This window comes from Streptomyces sp. NPDC052064 (assembly GCF_055585925.1).
In genome coordinates this window covers 660,854-683,646 of record NZ_JBVJJE010000002.1, presented here as the reverse complement: position 1 = coordinate 683,646, position 22,793 = coordinate 660,854, and the positions used below count along the sequence as shown (strand labels likewise).

20 protein-coding genes and 1 pseudogene are annotated in these 22,793 nt (G+C 71.5%); 13 read left to right on the top strand and 8 right to left on the bottom strand.

Going from position 1 to position 22,793, the window contains the following annotated elements; genetic code table 11:
* The first annotated feature begins 15 nt into the window (after positions 1-15).
* The 4 genes and pseudogenes from ACZ6TU_RS07700 to ACZ6TU_RS07685 form a co-directional block, all read left to right on the top strand.
* Positions 16-1,485, top strand: coding sequence for an MFS transporter (locus tag ACZ6TU_RS07700; protein WP_467679376.1), 1,470 nt, complete (start codon positions 16-18; stop codon positions 1,483-1,485).
* 182 nt (positions 1,486-1,667) lie between these two features.
* Positions 1,668-2,606, top strand: coding sequence for a beta-ketoacyl-ACP synthase III (locus ACZ6TU_RS07695; RefSeq protein ID WP_469547325.1), 939 nt, complete (start codon positions 1,668-1,670; stop codon positions 2,604-2,606).
* Positions 2,607-2,834: 228 nt separating this feature from the next.
* Positions 2,835-3,329: a hypothetical protein gene (locus tag ACZ6TU_RS07690; protein WP_469547323.1), complete on the top strand. Its 495-nt coding sequence runs from the start codon at positions 2,835-2,837 to the stop codon at positions 3,327-3,329.
* Positions 3,235-3,588, top strand: a pseudogene (locus ACZ6TU_RS07685) (cytochrome P450); the annotation flags it as partial. The gene ACZ6TU_RS07690 and the pseudogene ACZ6TU_RS07685, both read left to right, overlap by 95 nt.
* Before the next feature lie 213 nt (positions 3,589-3,801).
* Here ACZ6TU_RS07685 and ACZ6TU_RS07680 read toward each other — a convergent pair.
* Positions 3,802-4,473, bottom strand: a complete 672-nt coding sequence (locus tag ACZ6TU_RS07680; protein WP_467679368.1) for a lysophospholipid acyltransferase family protein — start codon at positions 4,471-4,473, stop codon at positions 3,802-3,804.
* Positions 4,474-4,729: 256 nt separating this feature from the next.
* Between ACZ6TU_RS07680 and ACZ6TU_RS07675 the strand changes: the two genes are divergently transcribed.
* Entirely contained in the window at positions 4,730-5,359 is a 630-nt protein-coding gene (locus tag ACZ6TU_RS07675) for a TetR/AcrR family transcriptional regulator (protein ID WP_467679366.1), read from the top strand.
* Here ACZ6TU_RS07675 and ACZ6TU_RS07670 read toward each other — a convergent pair.
* The 7 genes from ACZ6TU_RS07670 to ACZ6TU_RS07640 all read right to left on the bottom strand — a co-directional run bounded on the left by ACZ6TU_RS07670 (position 5,250) and on the right by ACZ6TU_RS07640 (position 15,143).
* Positions 5,250-6,143, bottom strand: coding sequence for an AfsR/SARP family transcriptional regulator (locus tag ACZ6TU_RS07670; RefSeq protein ID WP_469547320.1), 894 nt, complete (start codon positions 6,141-6,143; stop codon positions 5,250-5,252). The two genes, ACZ6TU_RS07675 and ACZ6TU_RS07670, sit on opposite strands and share 110 nt — an antisense overlap.
* Before the next feature lie 253 nt (positions 6,144-6,396).
* The gene (locus ACZ6TU_RS07665) at positions 6,397-8,622 is read right to left on the bottom strand and encodes an FAD/NAD(P)-binding protein (RefSeq protein WP_467679362.1); all 2,226 of its coding nucleotides are present in this window, start codon (positions 8,620-8,622) and stop codon (positions 6,397-6,399) included.
* A gap of 21 nt (positions 8,623-8,643) precedes the next feature.
* Positions 8,644-9,819: a pyridoxal-phosphate-dependent aminotransferase family protein gene (locus tag ACZ6TU_RS07660; RefSeq protein WP_469547318.1), complete on the bottom strand. Its 1,176-nt coding sequence runs from the start codon at positions 9,817-9,819 to the stop codon at positions 8,644-8,646.
* Positions 9,816-10,949 (bottom strand): phosphonopyruvate decarboxylase, encoded by a 1,134-nt coding sequence (aepY, locus tag ACZ6TU_RS07655; RefSeq protein ID WP_467679358.1) that lies wholly within the window; start codon positions 10,947-10,949, stop codon positions 9,816-9,818. The genes ACZ6TU_RS07660 and aepY overlap by 4 nt, the downstream gene beginning before the upstream one ends.
* Positions 10,946-12,493, bottom strand: a complete 1,548-nt coding sequence (locus tag ACZ6TU_RS07650; RefSeq protein ID WP_469547316.1) for an isocitrate lyase/phosphoenolpyruvate mutase family protein — start codon at positions 12,491-12,493, stop codon at positions 10,946-10,948. The genes aepY and ACZ6TU_RS07650 overlap by 4 nt, the downstream gene beginning before the upstream one ends.
* A gap of 173 nt (positions 12,494-12,666) precedes the next feature.
* Complete coding sequence (locus tag ACZ6TU_RS07645) at positions 12,667-14,217, bottom strand: DHA2 family efflux MFS transporter permease subunit (protein WP_469547314.1); 1,551 nt, start codon at positions 14,215-14,217, stop codon at positions 12,667-12,669.
* Complete coding sequence (locus tag ACZ6TU_RS07640; RefSeq protein WP_467679352.1) at positions 14,214-15,143, bottom strand: sterol desaturase family protein; 930 nt, start codon at positions 15,141-15,143, stop codon at positions 14,214-14,216. Before ACZ6TU_RS07640 ends, ACZ6TU_RS07645 begins: the two co-directional genes overlap by 4 nt.
* Positions 15,144-15,424: 281 nt before the next feature.
* On the opposite strand from ACZ6TU_RS07640, the gene ACZ6TU_RS07635 reads away from it, so the two are divergent.
* The 8 genes from ACZ6TU_RS07635 (at position 15,425) to ACZ6TU_RS07600 (ending at position 22,735) form a co-directional block, all read left to right on the top strand.
* The gene (locus ACZ6TU_RS07635; protein ID WP_467679350.1) at positions 15,425-16,216 is read left to right on the top strand and encodes an alpha/beta fold hydrolase; all 792 of its coding nucleotides are present in this window, start codon (positions 15,425-15,427) and stop codon (positions 16,214-16,216) included.
* A 2-nt stretch (positions 16,217-16,218) separates the two neighbouring features.
* Positions 16,219-17,388, top strand: a complete 1,170-nt coding sequence (locus ACZ6TU_RS07630; protein ID WP_469547311.1) for a beta-ketoacyl-[acyl-carrier-protein] synthase family protein — start codon at positions 16,219-16,221, stop codon at positions 17,386-17,388.
* On the top strand, positions 17,385-18,320 hold the full coding sequence (locus ACZ6TU_RS07625; protein WP_469547309.1) for a beta-ketoacyl synthase N-terminal-like domain-containing protein: 936 nt from the start codon (positions 17,385-17,387) through the stop codon (positions 18,318-18,320). The genes ACZ6TU_RS07630 and ACZ6TU_RS07625 overlap by 4 nt, the downstream gene beginning before the upstream one ends.
* A gap of 67 nt (positions 18,321-18,387) precedes the next feature.
* Positions 18,388-19,182: an SDR family oxidoreductase gene (locus ACZ6TU_RS07620; protein ID WP_467679344.1), complete on the top strand. Its 795-nt coding sequence runs from the start codon at positions 18,388-18,390 to the stop codon at positions 19,180-19,182.
* 56 nt (positions 19,183-19,238) lie between these two features.
* Positions 19,239-19,499 carry an acyl carrier protein gene (locus ACZ6TU_RS07615; protein ID WP_467679342.1) on the top strand — a complete coding sequence of 87 codons (261 nt, stop codon included), beginning with the start codon at positions 19,239-19,241 and terminating at the stop codon, positions 19,497-19,499.
* A complete protein-coding gene (fabG, locus tag ACZ6TU_RS07610) occupies positions 19,496-20,239 on the top strand; it encodes a 3-oxoacyl-[acyl-carrier-protein] reductase (RefSeq protein ID WP_467679340.1) in 744 nt (247 codons plus the stop codon). The genes ACZ6TU_RS07615 and fabG overlap by 4 nt, the downstream gene beginning before the upstream one ends.
* Before the next feature lie 10 nt (positions 20,240-20,249).
* On the top strand, positions 20,250-21,491 hold the full coding sequence (locus ACZ6TU_RS07605; protein WP_469547306.1) for a beta-ketoacyl-[acyl-carrier-protein] synthase family protein: 1,242 nt from the start codon (positions 20,250-20,252) through the stop codon (positions 21,489-21,491).
* The gene (locus ACZ6TU_RS07600) at positions 21,488-22,735 is read left to right on the top strand and encodes a beta-ketoacyl synthase N-terminal-like domain-containing protein (protein WP_469547304.1); all 1,248 of its coding nucleotides are present in this window, start codon (positions 21,488-21,490) and stop codon (positions 22,733-22,735) included. Before ACZ6TU_RS07605 ends, ACZ6TU_RS07600 begins: the two co-directional genes overlap by 4 nt.
* Positions 22,736-22,793: the final 58 nt, after the last annotated feature.

Below are 22,793 nucleotides of genomic sequence, written 5' to 3'. Positions count from 1 at the left end.
GACAGAAGCAGTGAGATGAAGCAGATTCAAGACGCGGGCACGCCGCCCGAGGCACCCGGCCGCGGACAGTTACTGCCGGCACTGGTGCTGGCCATGCTGGCCTTCAGCATGGTGCAGACCGCGGTGGTGCCGATCCTCCCCTCTCTCGCGACGGCCGTACACGTCTCCAGCGGCACGGTCGCCTGGCTGATGACGGCCAACCTGCTCGCGGCCGCGGTGCTCACCCCGCTGCTGGGGCGCTTCGGTGACCTCTACGGCCGCAAGACGATGCTGCTGGTCTCGCTCGGCGGCCTGGCGCTGGGGTCGGTGCTCGCGGTGAGCACCGAGTCGTTCGCCTGGCTTGTGGTGGCCCGCGTCCTGCAGGGCGCGGGTGGCGGTGTCCTTCCGCTGGCCATCAGCGTGGTGCGCAACCAGCTCCCGCCGGGCAGAATCCCGGGCGGCATCGGGGCCGTCAGCGCCGCGATGGGCATCGGCAGTGCCCTCGGCCTGGTGGTCACCGGACTGCTGATGGAGCAGTGGAGCTACAAGTCCGTCTTCTGGGCCGGACTGCTCTTCAGCCTCGTCGCCATCGCCTGGTCCGTGGTGGGCATCCCCAAGGACGTGGTAACCGATCGCACCATCAAGGTGGACCCGCTGGGCGCCCTCACCCTGGCCGGGTGGCTCTGCGCACTGCTGCTCGCCGTCAGCCAGGGCAACTCCTGGGGCTGGGGCTCCGGACGGATCGTCGGCCTCTTCATCGCGGCCGCGGTGATCGCGGCCGTGTGGGCCGTCGTCGAACTGAAGGTGCAGCACCCCTTGGTGAGTATCCGGATGCTGCTGAGCCCCGTCGTGGCCATCACCAACGTGGCAGGTGCGGTGATCGGGTTCGGCATGTACGGGTGCTTCATGGTGATCAGCAACTTCGCCCAGACACCGGAGGAAATCGCGCACTACGGATTCAGCGCCGACGTCCTGCACGCGGGCGTGATGCTGCTGCCTTCCGCCATCGGCAGCATGACGGCCGCCCCGGTCGGCGCCAAGCTGATCGCCGCGCGAGGCCCGCGGATCCCCCTCTCACTGGGCGGACTGCTCGCAGCGGTGGCGATGGGCTTCCTCGCCGTGGTGAACGGGCACCCGGTCGACCTCTATCTCGCCTCCGCGGTGTTCGGCTTCGGCGTCGGCCTTGCTTACACGGCCATGCCGGCCGCCATCAATTCCGCTGTCCCGATCGAGGAGAGCGGCATCGCCAATGGCATGAACGCGGTGTTCCGTACGGTAGGAGGCGCTGTGGGAACGGCTGTCCTCGGCGCCACCCTGGCCAGTGACACCATCGAGGGCTTGCCGCTGCCCACCTTGGGCGCATATCAAGAGGCGTTCTGGATCACCGCGATCGGCTGTTTCCTCGCGGCCGTGGCCTCTCTTGCGATCCGCACCCCCCTCAGCTCGGTGAACTCGGGGAAGCCCGCTGTGCGGCAAAGCGACCCGACCGAGGAAACCGCCGCCTGACACGTTCTGGTCCGAGCCGTCGGATGAGAAACCCACTGGAATTGGTCCGAGCGGTTCGAAAGGCAGCCAATGTTCAAAGCTATTGGGGTGGCCGGTTTCAACTCTCTCTCCCACTCTGGCGGCACCCGGGAACGGCTAGGGTGACGGCACGTCAATCGTCAGTGCACCAGGAGGACTTCACCATGACCGGGTCTCGCCTCGTGGCCCTCGGCCACTACCAGCCGCAGAAGGTGCTCACCAATGAAGCCCTCGCGGAGATGGTCGACACCAGTGACGAGTGGATCCGGAGCCGGGTCGGCATCCGTACCAGACATGTGGCGAAGGCCGAGGAATCGGTGGCGGACATGGCGGCGGAAGCCGCTCAGAAAGCTCTCGCCAATGCGGGCTTGACCAGTGCGGAGATCGATCTCGTCATCGTCGCGACCTGCACGTCCCACGATCGTTCACCCAATGTGGCAGCGCGTGTCGCGAGCCGGCTCGGCATCACGGCGCCTGCGGCGCTGGACGTCAACACGGCCTGCTCCGGATTCCCGCACGCCCTGGCCATGGCCGACCTGGCCATCAAGGGCGGCTCCGCGAAGAAGGCCTTGGTGATCGGGGTCGAGAAGCTCACGGACTTCGTGGACTGGTCCGACCGCAGTACCTGCGTGCTGGTCGGCGACGGAGCGGGTGCCGTCGTTGTCGCCGAGGCCGACACCGCCGAGATCAGTCCCGTGGTCTGGGGATCCGTCCCCGAGATGGGCAGGGCCGTGCTCATCGAGGGCAAGTCGGGCACCTTCACCCAGGAGGGCCAGTCCGTGTACCGCTGGGCGACGACCACTCTGCCGGACATCGCCCGGACAGTGTGCGAGCGCGCCGGCGTCAAGCCGGAGGAACTCGGTGGTGTCGTCCTGCACCAGGCCAATCTCCGGATCGTCGAGCCGGTCGCCAGGAAGATCGGCGCGGTGAACGCGGTCATCGCGCGGGACGTCGTGGACTCCGGCAACACCTCGGCCGCGAGCATCCCGCTGGCGTTCTCCAAGCTGGTGGAACGGGGAGAACTGACCCCGGGGTCACCCGTGCTGCTCTTCGGATTCGGCGGCGGCTTGTCGTACGCCGGCCAGGTCGTCCGGTGCCCGTGACGGGTGAACCAACGGCCCGGCCATGTCGCCCGCGTGGCGGATCTCCACCCCATCGACGCGGATGCCGCCGTCTGCACCGGCCCGGCGTGGCAGTGGCTCCCCGGACTGACACGGGGGCGCCGCGCCGTACGCTGGGGTTCCGCCGTCGTCCTGACGACGTATGCCGACTGCCGGACCGCCTTGTCGGACAAGAGATTCGGTAACGGCCTCCGGGCTGAGATCGGCGCCATGCAGGACATCGACCCGCAGTTCGTTGCGCTGCGCCGGCAGTCGCTGCTCCTCGAGGAGGGGGAGCGGCACAAGCGGCTGCGCCGGCTGGCGATTCCCGCCCTGCACCCCCGCAACGTCGACCGGCTCCGGCCCGCGATGGTCCAGGTCGTCGACGAGTTGGTGGACCGCGTCCAGGAGCGGGGACGATGCGACGCGGTCGTCGACATCTGCAACCCCTTGCCCATTTCGGTGATTTGCTGGGTGCTGGGCATCCCGCGTGAGGAAGCGGCGTTCTTCGCCGAGGTGGCCGAGGCGTCGACCGCTGTGTTCTCCGGGGATCCGAGCACCATACCGGCGGCCATGGCGGCCACCGAGAAGATCGACTCCTACATCGAGGACCTGATCGAACGCCGACGTGATGACGGTCATCACGTCGTTGATCGTCGGCGGCACCGACACCACGCGGAATCAGCTCGCCATCGCGCTCCACTGCTTCGTCGAGCGTCCCGATGACTGGGAGCAGCTCCGCAAGGATCCGGGGCTGGTGCCGAACGCCGTCGAGGAAGTCGTCCGTTACGCCCCGACGGCGTACGTGATGAAGCGTGTCACCAATGAGGATGTGGACCTCGACGGTCTGTGGCTCCCCGGTGGCACCCCCGTCATGGTCATGTCCACCCTCGCCAACCGCGATCCCGGCGTCTTCACCGATCCCGAACGCTTCGACATCCGCCGGGAGTTCCGGCACCCTCACATGGGGTTCGGCTGGGGGCTGCGCAGCTGCGTCGGGTCGGCACTGGCGCGAGCCGAGCTCAGCGAGGCGCTGACCATTCTCTCCCGGCGACTGACTGGTCTGGCGCTCGACGGCGAGAGACTGTGTGGAGCCGACCCGACAGCATTCAGGGCCCGGTGGCCCTGCCCCTGCGCTTCGAGGCGGCGTAGGGGGTGTCCGCAAAGTCCCGAGCATGACCCTCGTCGGCCGGACTGCTCAGGCACTCGGGGCAGGGGCTGCCGCGTAGTCGTGGGCACGCTCCTGTCCCGAGAGGCCCCCGATCGCCCCGATGATCTCGTCGGTGACGAACCGGCGGACCTGCGCGGGGCGCATACCGGTCTCGAGTCCGGCGCAATGCAGCGGCTTGCCGAACTCCACGGTGATGCGGTGGTAACGGGGCAGTCGTCGGCCCACCGGCTGGAGTCGATCGGTACCGGTCAGCGCCACGGGCACCACCGGGGCTCCGGTCGTGAGGGCAAGCCATGCGACACCGGTCCGCCCGCGGTAGAGCCGGCCGTCGAGAGAACGGGTTCCCTCGGGATAGATACCGAAGGCCCGGCCCTCGGCCAGGACGTGTTCAGCCGCCTCCAGCGATGCCCGCGCGCCGCGGTGGGAGCCACGGTCGACCGGGATGCAGCCGAAGGCGGTGAAGAAACAGCGAGTCAGGACGCCCTTGATTCCCGATCCCGTGAAGTACGCGTCCTTGGCCAGGAAATACACCGGACGCGGCGAAAGGAGCGCGATGACGATGCTGTCGATGAAGGACAGGTGGTTGCTGGCGAGAATCACCGGACCGTGCCGTGGGACGTTGCTCCGGCCACGGACAACGGGCCGGTAGACCAGCCGTACCAGCGGGGTGAGCAGCAGTCGGGCGAGGGGGTAGAGCACCAGCGGTCCTTTCGTGGGCAGTGACGCCTGGTGGCCCCGGAGGGCAGCCGGGTGATCAGGCACACCGGGGCAGCCGACCGCGTTCGGCCGACCCGGAGCGCGTGAGGAGTACGACGGCGGCAAAGGTGCGACGCAGCCGGGGCAAGGAGGGGTTCTCCCGCGGGCAGGGCCGCACCGACGCAGCGGATGCGGAGGGATGTTAGCAACCGACCGATCGGAAGTTAAGTGACGCGTGGGGCGGCTACCATGGATGCCCATGAGTCCCCGGAGCAGCGTTGCCGAGACGCGTCGCACCCGTCAGCGCATCGTCGATCGCAGCCTGGTCGTCGCCTCGTTGTACGGCCTCGACGGTCTGACCATCGGCCGGCTCGCGACCGACCTGGGGATGAGCAAGGCCGGTGTGCTGGGCCACTTCGGCACCAAGGAGAGTCTCCAACTCGCCGTCGTCGACGCTGCGGTGGAGTTGTTCACCCGTGAGGTGCTGAACCAGGTGGCGGACGACGTGCCACCTGGCCTGCCCCGTCTGCGAGCGTGGTGCGATGCCTGGGTGTCGTATCTTGCGCGGGACGTGCTGCCCGGTGGGTGCTTGCTCACCGCGGCGGCGGCCGAGTTCGACGGGCGCAGCGGCCCCGTGCGCGACGCCATCGCCGGCATGAACGACTTGTGGCAGCGCGACCTGCGCCTGCAGATCCGGCATGCGATCACCGCGGGAGAACTGCAACCGGACACGGATGCCGACCAATTGGTCTACGAGGTGGTCGGCATCATGCTGGCCCTCAACCACTTCCTGCAGTTGCAGCGCGACCGGTCCGCCCCGGCCCGCGCCCGCAGAGCACTTCACCGGCTCTGGGAGGGCGTGAAAGTTCCCGTGTGCAATAGTGATTGACGTCGGCGACGCCGCGGTCGGCACGGTATTCGAGCCAGGGATCGCGAGCGAGAATGGACCGCTGTATATGCTGTAGCTGCGGTCCCGGCTCCAGGCCCAGCTCCTCGACCAGAAGCCCCCGGATTCGGTCGAAGGTTCGCAGTGCGTCCGCGGTACGGCCACTGCGGTACAGGGAGATCATGAGATAGCCGTAAATCGCCTCCCAGGCCGGATGCGCCTCGATCAGCGAATACAGCTCGCAGATCAGCTCGTGGTGACGGCCCAGGTCCAGCTCCAGCTGCAGTCGGCGCTCGTGGGCGTAGACACGCTTCTCGTCGAGCAGCCTGCGGACGCCCGCGAAAGCGGGCATGTCACGGAAGTCGGCCAACGCCGGGCCGCGCCAGAGGGCGACGGCAGCGCTCAGCGCGGCGGACGCCGCTTCGAGCTCACCGCGGGTTTGCAGGTCACGGGCCTCGGCCAGGTGCGCCTCGAACAGGTTGAGGTCGAGGGAGGAGTGCGTGAGCCGCAGTTCGTATCCGGTCGATTGGGTGGTGAGGACGGAGGCGTCGAGGCCCAGTTCACGGAAGCGGCTTCGCAGGTTGCAGATGTAGACGTGGAGTGCGGTGTGAGCGCTCTGCGGCGGCATGCCCGACCAGATCGCGTTGATGAGCCGTTCCGGGGAGACTGCAGTCAGATTGTTGACGCAGAGATAGGCCAGTAAAGCGCGGTTTTTCGGCGCCCAAGGCCTGACACTTTCGCCGTTGGGTTTTTCTATTCCGAGCGGACCCAGAATACGGAAAAACATGTCCAATCCACCCCCGTGACAATTTGGACGAGGCAGGGGGGAGCCCCCGCCGTAGACCTGTCATCGTCAATGATTCAGGGGCGGCGGGCAAGTGCTTTGAGCATCACCTGAGGTTACCGGTCAGTGAAGATGTGGGAGAGTGGGGGACATAAGCGCATTTACCCCCCTGTGATGCTTCACTACTCAACCTGAGCTAACCGTGGGGCGAGTTTATGGCAAAGCTTGCGCCCTGCCCGCGATGGGTGGTCGATATTCACTGGGACCTCACAAGTGACTCCCAGAAGCCGTCCAGCCAGACCAAGATATCCCGCATGACGTAGTGGTCCGCGTCTGGGCGCAGCGCCGACAGCAGAAAGGAGCGGGCGCCCTCCGCCGGCGCCCCCAGGACCGTGATGCGGGACTCCACGTCGCCGTCGGTACGCAGGGGATGGAACTGCGGGGTGAGGTCCAGACCGCCGGGCGCGAAGTCCGTGGCACCCGCGCCGTCCGGACCGTGGTTGCGCCACAGGCGTACCAGTCCACGGTCCCGCAGGCTGCGGTACAGGGGCCGTACGTCCACGCGCGGGTCGAAGGGATGCATGCGTGCCTCGACCAGCACGTCCAGAGCGCGTCGCGCACCCGTGCGCGGCCCCACCACGACCGTGCGGCCGCTCGACTCCTCGTAGCCCACCCGGGCGTCCGGGCCGGTGCCCACATCCAGGAGCCCGTGGTCGACGAGCGCGGTGATCTTCGCCATGACCTCCGGCGCGGCCCCGTTGGCCAGCCGGTTGTGCCAGCCGGTGTGCCGGCGCAGGAACGCCCGCTGGGAGGCCGCGGTGACCCCGGCGTCGTCCACCGCGTAGGAGATCACCGACCGCAGATCACGCCACACTCCGTCGGACGCGGCCTTGTGCGGATTGCACAGGTTGCCCTGCCGGGCCCAAGCCTGGTCGCGGATCATGAACTCCAGCAGTTCCGCCCGGTACTCGGCAGGGGAGCCCGCCGGGCCGACCGGGCTGACGGCCGCACGCCAGTCGAACCGGTTCCCGTCGAGTCCGGTGTCCAGGGACCACGGCGAGTCCCGGCCCTCGAGGACTCCGGCCGGCGGCAGGGAACGGTCCAGGCAGCGCCGGACCTCGTACTGCACCGACGGGCCGTACACGGTCCGCACCCAGTGCAGCAGCACGTCTCGAACCGACCACACGACCGTCTTCTGGGCGTCGAACAGCGCCTGTTCACCGCGCAGCACCGGCAGCAGGATCCGCACGATGTCGTCCACGGCCGCGTCCAGCGCCGACACCAGACAGTCCTCGCCGCCGGGCCGCGCACCGGCCAGGAAGGCGAGGTAGGACGGCATCGCACGCTGCGTCAGCGGCAGCGCCGCACTCGGTCCGAGCAGCGTCACGTAGTGCAGGTGGGCCATCTCCGCCACCAGCAGCGGCAGGACGTCCCGGTCGAAGTCGAGCTGCGGCCGGGTGCGGTCCGGCGTGGGGTACGGCTGCCCGCAGTTCGCCCGGAGCAGGTCCACCGCCTCTTTGGTCAGAAACATGCCGGGGTGGTCGCCGGAGCCGTCGCCTGGCTTGTGGTTGTCGGGCCGGGCGAAGGTGAACAGTCCGGAACCGCTGAACGCGACGATCGCGGCGGGTTCCGAACCGCTCGCCCGGTACACCAGCCCGCGCCCGGGCTCCTCGTGGAAGCTCCCGCCCCGCCCCTCGGTCAGGTGCAGGATCGTGTCGATGGCGGTGAGTCCCATGCCGGCGCAGCCGACCACGTCCGTCGGTCCGACCAGGTCCGGGCCGAGCGACTCGTGCAACGGGTACGGGTGCGGCACATGCGAGGCGCCGCCGCGGGACGCCGCCTCGGCCAGCCGGCGTCCCTCCGGCGACAGCGCCGGGTCGTGGTACGAGTGCCCGGTGAGCAGCAGCACCTCGTCGGCCGGGTGGCGGGTGCCGTCCGCCGTGACGATCCGCAGTTCGGCACCGACCGGCTCGATGTCCACGACCTCCGCGTGGTGCAGGTGGAGGTCGGCACCGGGGTGCCGGCGCAGGTCGTCGGCGAATGCCCGGAACATGTCGCTCAGCGCCAGGCCGTGCACGTATCGCCGGGGCCAGTCCTCCGGACGCAGGTCGAAGTCCGGGTGCCCGGTCTCGGCGTAGCGGCGGCGGCACCACTCGTGCAGAGTCGGCCGCTCCTCCCGCGGCCGCAGCGGGCCGGCACCCGAAACGGTCTCGTCGGCGGCGAAACTCACCTGGCAGCCGATGCGGTTGAGGTAGCTGGTGCGGGCCTGCCCGGAACTGTGGGCCTGGCCGGCCCCGAACTCCCCGGTGCGCTCGAAGACCCGCACCTCCAGCCTGCGGCCTCCGAGCCGGCCGATCGTCGCCGACAGCCTCTCGACGACGTACGTCGCCCTGGGCCCGCCGCCGACCAGAGCGAGCCGGTACGGGCGGCCCGGCGCGGTCGGGGGCGCCGGGTTCGGCGGCTCAGCGTGTGTGGTGGTCACCTCGTACCCCATTCAGCGATGTCAGGCGTGTCGGCCAGGCCGGCCGGCAGCCGGATCGGCGAGCGGTGCGTGGTCCGCGTCCCGCAGGACGTCCGCGAGCACAGCCAGGAAGCGGTCGATGTCGGCGGCGGTGATCCGGCCCATCGTCGACAGCCGCCAGTGGTCGGCGGCCAGCCGCTCCTGGGCCCGGTAGATGACGAACCCGGCGGCGCGCATGCCCCGGTGGAGTTCCTCGTAGCCGGTCCCGGCGGGCAGGCGCAGCGCGGTCAGCCCCACCGCGCGCCGACCGGGCGGCAGCAGCAGTTCGAGACCGAGAGCCTCCAGGCCCGCGCGCAGCCGCTCGGCCAGCGCGGCGTAACGGGCGTGCCGGGCCTCGCGCCCTTCGGCGAGGACCAGGTCGAGCGCCGCCTCGAAGGCGTAACACGCCGGAATGCCGGGGGTGAAGGCGGGCAGGCCGGACTTCTCCTGAGCCGTGTAGTGCCGGTGCAGGTCCAGGTAGTAGGTACGGTTCGGGCGGCCGGCCAGCCGCTCGAACGCCGTTCTGGCGGCGCTGACGAAGGCCAGTCCGGGCGCGCCCTCAAGGCACTTGTTGGCCGATCCGCACAGCCAGTCGGCACCGTCCCCGCCCAGTGAGATCCGTTCGGCGCCGACACTGCTGACGGCGTCCACGATCACCTCGCGGCCGAGTTCGTGGGCGATCCGGGCCACGGCGGAGACGTCGTTGAGCATGCCGGTACTGGTCTCGTGCTGCACCATGCCCACATGTGTCAGCCCGGGGTCGGCGGCCAGGACCTGCTCGACCCGGGCCAGGTCGACCGGCGTGGCCCAGCCCAACTCCTGCCGGTGGGTGCGGATGCCGTACGCGGCGGCGATGTGCTCGAACCGCTCGCCGTAGTGGCCGTTGTCGACGACGAGCAGCCCGCCGTCCGGAGGGACGGCGGAGCTGATCGCCGCCTCGACGGCCGAGGTCCCGGACCCGGTGAGGAGCACCGAGGTGTGCGCGTCGCCGCCGCCGGACACCAGGGTCGTCTTGTGCCGGATGCGGGCGAGCAGGTCGGCGAACTCCGGTTCCCGGTGGCACAGGTCGGGGCCGGCGAGTGCGGCGCGGACCCGCTCGTCGAGGACGACCGGTCCGGGGTTCATCAGGACGAGCTGTTCGGCGGCATCGGCCGCGAGGAAGGACACGGGAGCGGTCACCGGGCGAGCACCTCCATGAATCGGGCCGCCGACTGCGGCGGGCGGAGCGCGGGCCGGCCCAGCGCGGGGTCCGAACCCGGTCTGATCCGGACCCGGACCAGCTGGGCGCCGCCCTCGGCCTGGGCGCTGCGCACCGCGGTGCGCAGCTGCTCCGCGTCCGACACGTCGTACGTGGCGCGGTAGCCGCTCGCGGCGGCGACGGCGCAGAAGTCCACGCCCGCCGACGCGGTCGGCTGGCCTCCGGTCGATTCGTAGGACTCGTTGTCGAGAAGGATGTGGCACAGGCCCGTACGGGTCTGGCGGCCGATCGCCGCCATGGCCTCCAGGCGCATCAGCGCGGCGCCGTCGCCGTCGAGGACCGCGACCGGCCGTCCGGGCGACGCGTGCATCGCCACGCCGAGGGCCACGCTTGAGGCGCAGCCCATGGAGCCGACGACATACAGGTTCTCCGGCCGGTCGAAGTCGCGTTCCAGCTCGCGGGAGGTCTTGCCGGTGGTGGCGACCAGCAGGGTCGCCGGGTCCATGGCCTCCACGACCCGGCCGATCGCCTCGGACCGCAGCATGAGGTGTGCGCGCGGGTCCGGCACGCCGGCCGCCGCTGCCCGGCGGGGGGCGATGGCTCCCTTGGGCACGATGAAAGCGAACGGCAGACCCGTGGCGGCCATGTGCGCCAGCGCGCCGTCGAGGAGGTCGCTGAGCTCCGGGAGGGTCTGCGGAAGCAGCTCGTTGCGGATGCCCATCGAGGTGAGCATCTCGGGGGTGATCGCGCCCATCAGCTCGTGCTGCGGCTCGTCCGGCTGTCCGGGGCGGCCACGCCAGGTGACCAGGAGCAGGACCGGCAGCCGCAGGGTGTGGCACAGCGAGGTGAGCGGGTTGACGGCGTTGCCGAGGCCGGAGTTCTGCAGGATGACCACCGGGCTGCGTCCGGTCAGCCGGGCACCTGCCGCGATGGACACCGCCTCGCCCTCGTTGGCGCAGATGACGTAGTCCTCGGGATGTTCCGCCTCCAGGCAGCTGATGACCGGCCCCAGGAACGAGCAAGGCACACCGGTGAACGGCCCGAGGCCGCGTTCCTTGAGCAGCGCCACGACTCCGTCCGCGGCGAGCTGCGCGGGGATCGTTGTGCTCAACGTCCCGCCTCCGGTGCCGCGAACAGTGCGGCGGCCCGCTCGGCATCCTCGGCGGTGCGCAGTTCCAGCCAGCCGGAGGCGATCTCGACCGCGCGGACCCGCACGCCGGCGGCCAGCAGATCTGCGACCAGGTCGCCCAGGGCGGCCGGGGCGACGTCGGCGCGCCGCTTCTCGGCCGCCGCGCGCAGCGCGGCGAAGCCCTGTGGGGAGAAGACGGCGGCTCCCGCGAACTCTGCGTCGGAGTCCGGCTCCCCGATGCCCACGACCTCGCCGGCCCCGCCTTGTGCGACCCTGCGGCCGCCCTGTGCCACGGAGCTCAGCGTCAGCGGCAGCCCGTCGTCCCGCCGCGGTGTGGCCGACACGTCCGCCAGGACGGCGACATCGGCGTCGGCCGCCGCGAGCAGCCGCAGCGGCTCGGCCTCGACGAGCACGTCGCCGCAGACGACCAGGGTGGGACCGTGGTGGGCCTCGGGCAGGCCGAGCAGCGCCTCCACGACCGACCGCTCGCCCTGCGCGCCGGTGTCCGTGACGGTCTCGGCGCCGGAGCGGCGCAGGGCCACGGTGCGGTGGTCCTGCAAGGACGAGGGCGTGGCGTCGGCGGGCCCGGGGAGCACGACCGCGCGGGGACGGGTCTCGTACGAGGTGACGAACTCCGCCTCGTTCCGCTTCTGCTCGGCCATGCCCTGGAGGTCGAAGACGGTGGACAGGGGAGCGATGCGGTCCTCGATGCCGGTGGTGCGGTCGTCCCGCAGGATCGACGCGAAGGTGTCGGTCACGGCCGTGATGCCGGCCCGCAGACCGTGGTTGGCGTAGATGACCATCTTCGCGCCGGCCGCGGCGAGTTCGGTCGCCGTGATGGTGTGGTACGTCGTCGGGACCACGGCCACCGGCGTCGGCAGCGTCCACTGCGCGAGGAAGTCCAGGATCGGCTCCGGCGAGGATCCCTTGGCGTGGATCAGCACGGCGTCGGCGCCCGCCCGGGCGTAGGCCTCTCCGCGGGAAAGTGCCTCGTCCATGCCCCAGCCCGCGATCAGCGCCTCGATCCGGGCGATGACCATCAGCTCGGGTGCGCGCTGCGCGGCCTTGGCCGCGGCCAGCTTGCCGCAGAACTCCCCCACGGGGGCGAGCTCCTGACGACCCGGGATGAAGCTGTTGACCTTCGGGAACCGCTTGTCCTCGATCGAGACGGCGGCGATGCCGGCCGCCTCGTAGCGGCGGATCATGTGCATCACGTTGTGCGCGTTGCCGTACCCGGCGTCACAGTCGGCCACCACCGGTACGTCGACCGCGGCGGCCAGCGAGGAGGCGACGCCCAGCAGTTCGCTCATCGTGAGGATGTCGGTGTCCGGTACGCCCTGGGAGGCTGAAACCTCGAGACCGCTCGACCAGACGCCGTCGAATCCGGCGCGTTGGGCGAGCCGTGCACCCAGCGGATTGTGGGCGCCGGCCAGGCGCACCGCCCCGGGGCGGGCGAACAGTTCGCGCAGCCGGCGCGCCCCGGAGAGCCCGGACGCCCGATGGATTTCCGTCGTTGCAGCACCCATGCCGAATTCTCCTTGCGGGTAAGGGCGGCGCAGCGTCATCGGGGCAGCCCTGAAATCTACGATTGACTGAGGGGACGAAATAGCGGGGAAAAACGGGAGCGAGGACAGCGGCGGGCACAGCCGGGGAGACGAATCGGCGGCCCGAGGGGCATTCCGGTCGGAACAGTGGCCGGTCAGTCCTGCCGGGCCCGTGCCACCACGACGGCCCCCAGCGCCGCCACCGCGGCCGTGGCCAGCAGCGCGTACTGCATTCCGTCGAGGAACACCGACTGGCCGATCCGCTCCAGCACACCGTGGGCGGCCGTACCGGTGCCGAGGTCGGGTGGCAGCCCGACGGCCACGGACCGTACGGCCTCCTCGGTCCGGTCCGACGGCAGCGTGACCCCGGCGGCCGCGAGCCGGGACGGCAACCGGTCCGCCGTGTACGTCATGACGACGGCACTGACGACCGCGATGCCGAGGCTGCCCCCGACCTGCATGGCCGTCTGCTGCATGCCGCCGGCCACCCCGGACAGCTCCTTCGGGGCGTTGCTCATGACGAGCTTGGTACCGCCCACCATGACCGGGCTGAAGCCGAGACCCAGCAGCAGGAAGCACAGGGTCGTGTGCAAGGTGCCGGAGTCCGCGTCGAGTCCGGCCAGGGCGCACATCGCCGCGGCGATGACGGTCAGTCCGACGGCCACCGGGATCCGCGGGCCCGCCTTGCCGATCCAGATCGCCGCGGGCGGCGCACCCACGATCATCAGCAGCGTCAGGCTCAGGACCCGGACACCGGATTCGGCGGGCGAGAGACCGAGCACGTTCTGCAGGTAGAAGATCAGCACGAAGGGCGCGCCGACCATCACGCATCCCATCACGGCCATCGTGACGACACCCGAGGTGAACGGCGCCGAGCGGAACAGCCGCAGTGGCACCAGGGGGTGCGTGCTGCGCCGCTCCCACGCGACGAAGGCGGCGCCGAGCACCGCACCCGCCGCGAGGTAGGGCAACGCCTCCAGGTCGGTCCAGCCGGCGTCCGCCACCGCGGCCAGGCCCCACACCAGCGAACCCAGGGAGCCGGCCACCAGCAGCATGCCGACGAGGTCGAGGCGGCCACCCGCGTCCTCGTCGCGCACGTCGCCGAGGACGGTTACGCCCAGCAGGAGGGCAACGGCGCCCAGCGGAACGTTGAGGAAGAACACCCAGCCCCAGTGGGCGTGTTCGACGAGCAGACCGCCGACCACCGGACCGGCGGCGGTGGAGGCGGCGATGACGGCGCTGCGCACCGCGATGGGCTGGTTGAGCCGCTCGGGCGGGAACGCGCTGCGCAGCAGCCCCAGCGTGGCGGGCTGCATCAGCGCGCCGAAGACGCCCTGCACCACGCGCAGGGCGACCACCCAGCCCAGGCTGGAGGACAGGCCGATGGCCACCGACGAGGCGGTGAAACCCGCGGCGCCCACCAGGAACACCGTGCGGTGTCCGAAGCGGTCGCCGAGCCGGCCCGCGGTGATCAGGAGCGCGGCCACGGCCAGGAGGTAGCCGTCCGTGACCCACTGGACGCCGGTGAGATCCGTGTGCAGGTCCGCCTGCATGGCCGGCTGGGCGACCGTGACGATCGTCGTGTCCAGCGAGACCATCATCGCGCCGACGGACAAGGTCAGGACGGTCAGCCAGGGATGGCCGCGCATGCCGCGCCGGGCGGCTTCCGCCTCCTGCGGTTCCGCCGCGGTGTGCGGTCGGCTCACGTCGCCGCTCCGGGCAGTTCCACGGTTGCGGACTTCGGCTCGGGGCGGTCGGCGTGGCCGGTGCCGGGGTCGTCGGCGGGCTTCCAGCCGGGCGGGCCGAAGACGTAGCCCAGCTTGTGCCGGAACGTCCTGGCCTGGCGCACGTCCCGCACCATGTTGGCGAACTCGTGCAGCTGGATCTTCCAGATGCTGAAGCTCTCCAACGGCTTGGTCAGGCCGTACGTCGGCCGGTGCAGCTCGGGCTGGAAGGTGCCGAAGATCCGGTCCCAGATGATGAGGATGCTGCCGAAGTTCTTGTCCAGGTACTCCGGGTCGCTGCCGTGGTGGACCCGGTGGTGCGAGGGCGTCACGAAGACGTACTCGATGGGACGCGGCAGCTTGCCGATCTTCTCGGTGTGCGCGAACAGCCCCCACAGCAGGTGCACCGAGTGCATCGTGAACACCAGGGCGGGGTGGACGCCGAGGAGCGGCAGCGGCAGCCAGACCATCTTCTCGAACCACTGCGCCCACTTGCGGCGCAGCGCGGTGGACAGGTTCAGGTACTGGCTGGAGTGGTGGACCTGGTGACCGGCCCAGATCAGCCGGATGGCGTGCGCGGCCCGGTGGTACCAGTAGAGCAGGAACTCGACGCCCCAGAAGACGATGAACCAGGTCGTCCAGGCCGTCGACGACAGCTGCCACGGCGCCACATACTCGTAGACCAGCAGGTACAGCGCCAGCGCCACGGTGCGCAGCAGGGTGGACGAGACCAGCGCGCCGAGGCCGGTGATGATGCTCGCCCGGTGGTCCCGAAGGTCGTAACCCTGCCGCCCGTCGGGGTCGTCACCGAACTTGATCGCCAGCAGTTCGATCACGATCAGCAGCGCCATCGCGGGCATCGCGTACACCGCGGGGTCGTGCAGCCGGTCGATCACGTTGTCGACCATCAGGCCCTCCTCGATTGGTTCGTGCCGGGCCTGTCGCATGCGATCCGTTGGAAACCCCGGAACTGCCCGAGCGTTTACGCAGCGTAATTCGGGGTCCTTAAAACTGACTTACGAACTCCTTGCGAACATCGGGCAACGGTTTTGCGTCCGGCTCTCATTGAGCAGGTCAACCAGTCGTTAAGCGAGGGTTAAGAGGAATTACCTATGCTCCAACTCCGGGCGAGCAGCGGTCGTATGACGAGAGCCGCCGGGGCCATCGATGAGTTGTGAGCGGGGTAGCCATGACCGGGATTCATGTCGTCGTCCGGAGAACGCGGGCCACGACACACGAGCGCCCCGTGCGTGCGCTGGCCCTGCACGGACTGGCGGCCACCGGCACCACCTGGAGCGCGTACGGGCAGCATGCCGCGCCCGACGTCGAGTTGTGGACCGCGGAGCTGCCCTGGGGGCAGACCGGCGCACCGGCGTGGAGCCTGCCGGGCGGCGACCCGGCCGACTGGATCGGCGCGGCGATGGACGAGGTGCCGGGGGGCGTCGACGTCCTGATCGTCCACTCCTACTCCGCGCTCCTGGCGCTGGAACACCTGGCCGCCGCATCCCCGCAGGCCCGCCCCGGTGCGCTCGTGGTGGTCTCGCCCTTCCACCGGCGCGACCCGGCGGACTTCCACTGGGACACCGCTCGGCATTACCTGAGCATCTTCCAGGACGTGTTCGACGAGGCGCTGCGCCTCGCCTCGACGCGCCCGCTGGACGCCGGGATACGCCACGACATGGCCCTGCTGGTACGCGACCGGGTCGGCCCCTACGGCTGGCTCCGCTTCTACGACAGCTATCTGCGCAGCCCTTTCCTCGACACCGCCGCACTCGACCTGCCGGTCCTCGCGGTGGCCGGCCGTGACGACCGGTTCGCGCCGCCGGAGGACGCCGCGGTCCTGGCCGAGGCACTGCCCCGCGGAAGGCTGTGCCTGCTCGACGGCTGCGGGCACTTCCCGATGGCCGAACGGCCGCGCGAGTTCGCCGACGCGGTCCACGCGTTCGTGAGCGAGTCCGTCACATCCGCGGGGGTGAGCTGAGCATGGCGGCCGCCACCATCCCCGAGATCCATGTCACCGGGCTCGGTGCGGTCAGCTGCCTCGGCACCGGGGTGGGGGCGTTCTGGACCGGACTGACCTCGGCGGCCCCGCGCCCGACCCCGGTGGCCGGGCTCACCGACCGGGTGCCCGACGTCCTCGCCTACCAGGTCCCGGACGGGCCGCAGTGGTCGCCGAGGGCCGGTGAGCCGCACGGCCGGGCCACCCGGCTCGCGCTGCACGCGGCCCGGCAGGCCGTGGCCGACGCAGGGCTGAGCGAGGACGAGACCGCCGACATGGCTGTGGTCATCGGCACCGCGGCCGGTGAGAGCGGCGAGCGCGACGGCCTGTCGTCCCCGGCGGCCGGGTGGATGCCCGTGTTCCGGCTCGCCTCCGAGGTCGGCGGCGAACTCGGTGCGTTCGGCACCAATATCAACGTCAGCAACGCCTGTGCCGCCAGCGGGTATGCCCTGTCGGTCGCCATGGACCTCGTGCGCCGCGGCGAGGCCGACACCGTGCTGGTCGGGGGTGCCGAGGCGCTGTCCTGGGCGCCGCTGGCCAGCTTCAGCCGGCTCGGGGCGAACGACCCCGAGCTGTGCCGTCCGTTCGACACCGACCGCCGGGGCACCGTGTTCGGGGAGGGCGCGGCGATGCTCGTCGTGCAGTCCGCGCGGGCCGCGGCGGGCAGGCCGTCGTACGGCCGTCTGCGCGGCACCGGCTGGAGCTGCGACGCCCATCACCTCACCGCACCGGACCCGGCGGGCGACCAGCCCCTGCGGGCCGCCCGCGAGGCCTTGCGGGAGGCGGACGGTGCCGAGGACATCGGCTGTGTGGTGCCGCACGGCACGGGGACCGAGCACAACGACGTGCTGGAGGCCCGCGTGCTGCGCGAGGCGCTCGGCGAACACCTTGAGCGAATACCGCTGTTCAGTCTGAAGGCGTTCATCGGACACACCGCGGGCGCCGCCGCCGCGTTCGCCGTCGTGGCCGCCGCACTGATGACACGGCACGCGCTCGTACCCGCGAACATCGCCCCACAACGGCAGGACCCCGCGTGCCCGGTGTGGCTGCCGCGGACCGGCCCGGTACGGCTGGAGCGGCCCCGGATCCTGCTCAACGCCTACGCGTTCGGCGGCAGCAACGTCTCGCTGGTGTTCGGGGGTGAGACGCGGTGACCGCCCGAGACACCGTGGCCGAGGCGACGATCACCGGCGCCGGCCTCGTCGTACCGCCCGTGCCGCTCCCGCCGGACGCACAGTGGTTCGACCACCGCACCCGGCTGGGGCGCGGCTACCGGTACCTGCCCCAGGCCTGCCACTATCTGCTGGCGGCCGCCCGGGAGGCTCTGGCCGGAGCGGAACCCGAGCAGCATGCCGAGGAGCGGCGCGGGATCGTGGTCGGCACCAACAGCGCCGTGACCGCACTGCACGCCGACATCGCGGGAGCCGTACGGACCGGGGGTTTCGACACGCTCAGCCCCATGACCGTGCCCTTCTTCTCGGTGAACCTCGTCGCGGCCAAGCTGTCCACCGAACACCGCTTCAAGGGCTTCAACCTCACCGTGAGTTCACCCCGGGTGGCCGGTCTGGAAGCGGTGCACCTGGCCGCCCGCGCGCTGTCCGCCGGGCGCGGCGACCTGGTCCTCGCGGGGGCCACCGAGGCACCCGATCCGCAGGCCGGCGACGCCGTACCCGAGTCGGGGGCCGGGCTGCTGCTCCTGCGGCCCCGGACCGCCGACGCCCCCGGACCCGTCGTACGGACCGCGCTGCGCTTCCTGCCGCCCCGGGCCGCCGCCACCCCGGCCGGGCGCGAGCGGGCCGGGCGCGCGGTACAGCACGCGCTGGACGAGGTATGCCCGGCGCGCCCGCTGTCCCTGCACCTGGTGACCGACCATTCGCCCACGGCGCGCACGGCCGCGGACGCGGTGCGCGCCTGGTGCGCCGGTACGACCGCGGTGACGGATGCGGTCGGCCCGGCCCGGGCGGGCGCACTGGCCCCGCTCGAGCTGCTCGCCCGCGCCCTGCGGCGGGACCGCGGGGGCCCCGAGGCCGTGGTCGTCGCCTCCCGGGAAGGCAACCTCGCCTTCGCCGCCGTCGACGCCCGCTGAGACCCGCGGGCGACCTCCTCACCGACCGCCCTCCCCACCCGACCCATCCACCGAGCAAGAGGAAAGCATGCTGTCATCCGTCAAGGGATCGTGGTGCCTGATACTCGGCGCCTCCAGCGGCATGGGCCGGGCCACCGCCCTCGCCATGGCCCGCGAGGGCGCCAACGTCTTCGGCGTGTACTTCGGCACCACCGCCCAGCAGGAGGAGGCCGACGCGCTCGTCGGGGAGCTGCACGCGCTCGGCGTCCGGACCTCCTTCCACAACCTCAACGCCGCGAAGGAGCAGACGCGTACCGAGGTCGTCGCGCGGCTGGCCGACCTGACCGGCCCGGACGGAGTGCGGGTGCTGCTGCACTCGCTCGCGTTCGGCAGTCTGCTCCCGTTCATTCCGAAGGAGGGACAGCCGGACGTCATCACGCCCCGGCAGATGGACATGACGGTCGACGTCATGGGCCACAGCCTCGTCTACTGGGTGCGCGACCTGTACACCGCAGGCCTGCTGACCCGCGGTTCCAAGGTGTTCGCGCTGACCAGCCGGGGCGACGCCCGGGTCATGCCGAGCTACGGCGCGGTGTCCGCCGCGAAGTCCGCCCTCGTCTCCCACGTCCGGCAGCTGGCCGTCGAACTGGCGCCCTCGGGCATCGCCGTGAACGCCGTGCGCGCCGGACTGACCATGACCCCGGCCCTGGTCCGCATCCCCGGCAGCGACATCCTGGCCGGCCGGGCCGGCGAGGCGAACCCGCACGGCCGGATCACCACGACCGAGGACGTCGCCGAAGCCGTCGTCATGCTGTCTGCCAGCGACTCCTCCTGGATCACCGGCAACGTCATCGACGTCGACGGCGGCGAAGGCCTGGTCTGACCGACCGGCCCCCGCTGTACCCGACCCTGCCCAGCACTCACGACGGAGGAACCGCCATGCCCGAACTCACCACCCCCCTCGACCTGGAGGACCTGCGCGCCACCATCGCCGAGGTCATCGATGTCGACGTCGCCGAGGTCACCGACACCGCGGACTTCAAGGAGACACTCGACGTCGACTCGCTGCTGGCGCTGGAGATCCTGGTGACCCTGGAGCGCAAGTACGGTGTGAAGCTGGCCGAGTCGAACCTGCAGAAGGTGCGCTCGCTCCAGGAGACCTACGCGCTGCTCGTCGAGCAGTTCGAGGCGTCCTCATGACAGCCGACACCCGCACGGCCCTGGTCACCGGCGGCTCCCGCGGCATCGGCCGCGCGGTGGTCGAGCGCTTCCTGGCCGACGGATACCACGTCGGTTACTGCCACCGCACCCCGTCCGCCGGAGCCGCCGGGCTCGAGGAACTCGCCGAGAAGCACGGCGTGCGGGTGCACGGGGCCGTGGTGGACGTCACGGACCAGGCCGCGGTGCGCGCCTGGCTGGAGGAGACCGAGGAACGACTCGGCGCCGTCGACGCGCTGGTGACCAACGCCGGAATCATCCGGGACATGCCCCTGGCCGTGATGGACCGGGAGCACTGGGACGCCGTCGTCGACACCAACCTCACGGGGACGTTCACCGTGTGCCGGGCGGCGATCATGTCGATGATGAGCCGCCACCGGGGCGCGATCGTCAACGTGTCGTCCGTGGCCGGCCTGCGCGGCAACGCCTCGCAGACCAACTACGCGGCCTCCAAGGCCGGGATCGTCGGCTTCTCCAAGTCGCTGGCCAAGGAAGTGGCCCGGTTCGGCGTCCGCGCCAACGTGGTGGCGCCGGGACTCATCGAGACGGACATGACCGCCGCCCTGGACGAGAAGGCCCGCCGGCGGGTCGTCGCCGACATCCCGCTGCGGCGGACCGGCACGGCGGACGAGGTGGCCGACGCGGTCGCCTTCCTCGCCTCGGACCGTGCCGCCTACATCACGGGCCAGGTCATCCAGATCGACGGCGGAATCGGCATCTGAGGGAGCACAGGTGAACGCAGTGGTGGACCGCTCCGCCCGCGTGGTGGTGACCGGCCTCGGCGTCCTCACCCCCGTCGGGGAGACGCTGGAGGACTTCTGGGACGCCGCCGTACGCGGAGTCGTCGGCACCCGCCCGCTGGACCGGCCGGACGCCGCCGACTTCGCGGGGCGGCTGGCCGGTGAGGTGCGCGGTTTCGTCGCCCCGCGCGGCGACGGCGACCGTGTCACCCGGCTGGCGGTGGCGTCGGCGGTGGCGGCGACCGCCGACGCCGGCCTCGCCCCGTGGGCGGGCGACCCGGCCCGGGCCGGGGTGTGCTTCGGCACGCTGCTGGGGAACCGGGCGGCGCTGGAACCGGCGGTGACGCGGTATCACCGTGGTGGGGGCACGGATCCGGGCACGAACGGTACGGATGCCCCGGCCGCGGGACCACGCCCCGTCGTGGGCCTCGCCGACGCCGTCGCCCGGGAACACGGATTCCTCGGGCCCAGCTCGGTCGTGGCGACCGCCTGCGCGTCGGGCAACAGCGCGCTCGCGTACGCCGCGGAGGCGATCCGGGCGGGCCGGGCGGACGTGATGATCGCGGGCGGGGCGGACGAGTTGTCCACCGGCATCATGATGATGTTCGCCAGCCTGCGCTCGCTCACCGACGACGCGCTGCGCCCGTTCGACCGCAACCGCTCCGGGCTCGTCGTCTCCGAGGGCGCTGCCGCACTCGTCCTTGAGTCGTACGAGCACGCCCGCTTGCGCGGAGCGCGCGTGTACGCCGAGCTCGCCGGGTGGGCGTCCGCCTGCGACGCCCACCACATGACGGCACCGCATCCGCAAGGGCGCGGCGCCCGCCGCTCCCTGGAGCGGGCCCTGGCCATGTCCGGGGTGCCGCTCGACCGGGTCGGGCACATCAGCGCGCACGGCACCGGCACCCCGTCGAACGACAGCGTCGAGGCGGCGGCCGTGCGGGCCGTTTTCGGGGAGCGCGGCCCCGCCGTCTCCTCCCTGAAGGGGGCGCTCGGGCACACCCAGGGCGCGGCCAGCGCGATCGAGGCGGTGGCTTGTGTGCTCGCGCTGCGCGACGGAGTGATCCCGCCCACCGCCAACCTCGTCGACCCGGACCCCGACTGCGCGGTCGACCTCGTGTACGGCGCGGCGCGGCAGGCGCCGCTGGAGGTGGTCGTCAACAACGCTTTCGGTTTTGGGGGCAACACGGCCTGCACCGTGTTCACCCGGCCGGGCTCCGGAGGGAACGCAGGATGAGCACATCGGCCGCTGTCACCGGCGTGGGACTGGCAACCGCGCTGGGCGCGGGACTCGACGCCACCTGGGAGGGCCTGCTGACGGGGCGTACGGCGGTCACGGACGTGGCCGCGCCCGAGGGGCTGTACCCCGGTCGGGGTCCCGCGCCGGCCGCCGCGCTTCCCGACGACCTGTCCGACGTGTCCGCCTTCGGCCGGCGGCGGCTGCGCGCGCTGAGCCGCGAGTCACTGCTGGTGTCCCGGGCGGGCCTGCTGGCCTGGCAGGACGCGGGGCTCGACGCGGGCGGCGCGCCCGCCCCGGAGGACCTCGGTGTCGTCCTGGGCACGGCGGGCGCGGGCCTGACGGGCTATCTGCAGGTCCTCCACGACGGCCTCACCCTCGGGGTGGACCTGGTCAGCCCGTATGCCGGCCCCCAGGGAAGCCTGAACGCCGCCGTCTCCGACCTCGCCATCGCCGCGGATGCCGAGGGCCCCGTCGCGACGGTCACGGCCGGCCGCTGCTCCGGAGCCGAGGCTCTGACCGTAGCGGCCGACCTCGTCCGCACCGGTCAGGCCGAGGTGGTGCTGGTGGCGGCGGTGGACGTGCTGGACCCGCTCACGCTCGGTGCCGGTGCGGTGCACGAAGGCGCCGCCGAGGGTGCCGTGGGCGGAAGCGCCGGCGGCCGTTCCGCGCACCTGCCGCGCCCCTTCGCGCCCGGCCGCACCGGTCACCTCCCCGGCGAGGCCGTCGTGGTCCTCGTCGTCGAGGACGCCGGCCGGGCCCGCGAGCGCGGCGCCCGGATCCACGCCGAGGTCGCCGCCGTGAGCACCGCCCTGGGCGACACCGGCGACACGGACGGGGAGGCCGCGGCGCGTGCCGTCGACACCGCCCTGGCAGCGGCCGGCCTCGTGCCCGGGGCTGTCGGACTCGTCTGCTCCTCGGCCGACGGTTCCGGCCCGGTCGACCGGGCCGAGGCCCACGCCCTGTACAAGACGCTCGGCGCGGACACCCCGGTCTTCACCGCGTGCGCCGCACTGGGGGATTGCGCCGGCACCACCGCCCTGCTCCAAGTGGCCCTGGCCGCGAAGGCGTTGGCGGTCGGCGAGGCGCCTGCCACGGCGGGGCTCGCCGACTGGGATCCGGCGCTGCCCCAGCTCGCCGTGAGCGACACGCCCCAGCGGCTCGGCGCCGCCACCGCGGCCCTGGTCCTGACATCGGACGACCGCCCCGGCGCGTCCGCGGTGGTCCTGCGCGTCCCGCGCTAGGGCCGACGCCCCCAGAGAACTCACGAACGTCCCGGCCCGGGCACCGGCCGCCGGGTTA